The following is a 2,194-nucleotide window of genomic DNA, read 5'->3' on the forward strand; positions in this document are numbered from 1 at the left end:
CGGAAACACCGGTCATCACCCCGGCCGTCGCCCGCTTCCCGGCCGGCAGCCTGCCCTGGGCCCGGCCGGCCGCGACCGAGGTGGCGGAGCCGGTGGCACCCCCCGCCGCCCCGGCCAAGCCGAAAACCGTGCATAAGCCGGAGCATCATCGTCAGCAGGTGGCGCATCGGGTGACGCACCGTGCCGCGCCGCGTGCCAGACCACATGCCAGGCCAGAAAAGCACGCCCCTGCCCCGGTGATGTCGTCCAGCGGCGCGATGCCAGAACTCGCACCCGGCACCGAGATTTTGCGGTAAAGCAATCTTCGCCTGATCTGCACTGGAAGGTTCAAATCAGGCATTTGAAATTGCCCGCAAGGAAAAAACTGCAGGTATAAGTGGGGGGCGATGGCGCCTTCGCCGTCGCCCCCATGTCTCGCCGCGATCCTGATCCAGGCGAGGCGGCGCCAAACGCCTTGGCTTACATGCCGCCCGGATAATTCGGCCCGCCCGCGCCTTCCGGCACCACCCAGTTGATATTCTGGGTCGGGTCCTTGATGTCGCAGGTTTTGCAATGCACGCAGTTCTGCGCGTTGATCTGCAGCTGCGGCGCATTCGCCTCCACGCCGACGATCTCATACACCCCCGCCGGGCAATAACGCGTCTCCGGGCTGGCATATTCATTGTAATTGACGCTGATCGCCTTCGCCGGATCCAGCAGGGTCAGATGCGCCGGCTGGTTTTCCTCATGATTGGTGTTGGAGAGAAACACCGAGGAAAGACGATCGAAGGTCAGCTTGCCATCGGGCTTGGGGTAGTCGATCGGCGTGCAATCCTTGGCCTTTTTCAGCTGGCTGTAATCGGCATGGTTCTTCAGCGTCCAGGGCGCCTTGCCCTTGAACACATAGGTTTCCAGCGCCGCATTGATCAGCCCGCCATACAGCCCGAACTTGGCGAAACCCGGGCGGATATTGCGCACCTGGTGCAGCTCCGGCCAGACCCAGCTCGCCTCCAGCTTCTGCGGGTAGGCGCTCAGCGTATCCGGCTTGTCCGCCGCGAAGGCTTCCACGATCGCTTCCGCCGCGACCATGCCGGATTTCATCGCCGTATGCGTTCCCTTGATCTTCGGCACATTCAGCGTCCCCGCCGCACAGCCGATCATCACCCCGCCGGGGAACGCCAGCTTCGGCAGCGACTGGAAGCCGCCTTCATTGATCGCGCGCGCGCCATAGGAAATCCGCTTGGCGCCTTCAAAGGTCGGCGCGATCGCCGGATGTGTCTTGAAGCGCTGGAATTCCTGGAAGGGCGAGAGATAGGGATTCTTGTAGTCCAGCCCAATGACAAACCCGACCGCGACCAGATTCTCACCAAAATGATAGAGGAAGGAGCCGCCATAGGTGGCATTGTCCAGCGGCCAGCCGATGGAATGCCGGGTCAGGCCCTTGCGGAATTTTTCCGGCTTCACCTCCCACAATTCCTTGATCCCCAGCCCGTAGGTCTGCGGGTCCACGCCCTCGCGAAGATTGAAGCTTTTCTCAAGCTGTTTGCTCAGCGAGCCGCGGCAGCCCTCGGCGAAAACCGTGTAGGTGGCGCGCAGCTCCATGCCGCGGGCATAATTGTCAGTCGGCTCACCATCCTTGCCGATGCCCATATCCCCAGTGGCGACACCGACGACGCGGCCATTCTCGATCAGCGTCTCGGCGGCGGCGAAACCGGGATAGATTTCCACCCCCAGCTCCTCGGCCTGCTGCCCCAGCCAGCGCACCACATTGCCGAGCGAGACGATGTAATTGCCCTCATTATGCATCTGCGGCGGGGTCGGCAGCTTGCGCGCCCCGTCGGGGGTCAGCATCAGGAATTCATCCGCGCTCACCGGCGTCGCCAGCGGGATCAGCCCGGGATCGACATCCGGGATCAGCTCCTTCAGCGCACGCGGCTCCAGCACCGCGCCGGAGAGGATATGCGCGCCGATCTCGGAGCCCTTCTCGACGACGCAGACGGACATCTCGGGGTTGAGCTGTTTCAGCCGGATCGCGCAGGACAGACCGCCAGGGCCAGCCCCCACGACCACCACATCGAATTCCATAGCCTCACGCGGCAGCGCCTCGTCCGACATGATCGCGTCCTTTTTTGTAAATCAGTTCCGCCCGTCTACTGAAAAATCTACCGGCGAGTAAAGGGGCAGACAAGGGTGGCGGGCCAGGCGTCCCCAAGAT

General features: G+C 62.9%; 1 protein-coding gene and 1 pseudogene. One reads left to right on the plus strand and one right to left on the minus strand.

The window, feature by feature from the left end:
- A pseudogene (locus tag MXAZACID_RS19225) lies at positions 1-296 on the plus strand (hypothetical protein); the annotation flags it as partial.
- A 163-nt stretch (positions 297-459) separates the two neighbouring features.
- On the opposite strand, the gene MXAZACID_RS06670 reads toward MXAZACID_RS19225, so the two are convergent.
- On the minus strand, positions 460-2,094 hold the full coding sequence (locus tag MXAZACID_RS06670; protein WP_008493434.1) for an electron transfer flavoprotein-ubiquinone oxidoreductase: 1,635 nt from the start codon (positions 2,092-2,094) through the stop codon (positions 460-462).
- Positions 2,095-2,194: the final 100 nt, after the last annotated feature.

The organism is Acidocella sp. MX-AZ02, assembly GCF_000306035.1.
Classification (GTDB): domain Bacteria; phylum Pseudomonadota; class Alphaproteobacteria; order Acetobacterales; family Acetobacteraceae; genus Acidocella; species Acidocella facilis.

Bases quoted from the DNA above. Each gene is read 5' to 3' on its own strand.
- MXAZACID_RS06670 (WP_008493434.1), bottom strand. From the start codon at position 2,094: ATGTCGGACGAGGCGCTGCCGCGTGAGGCTATGGAATTCGATGTGGTG.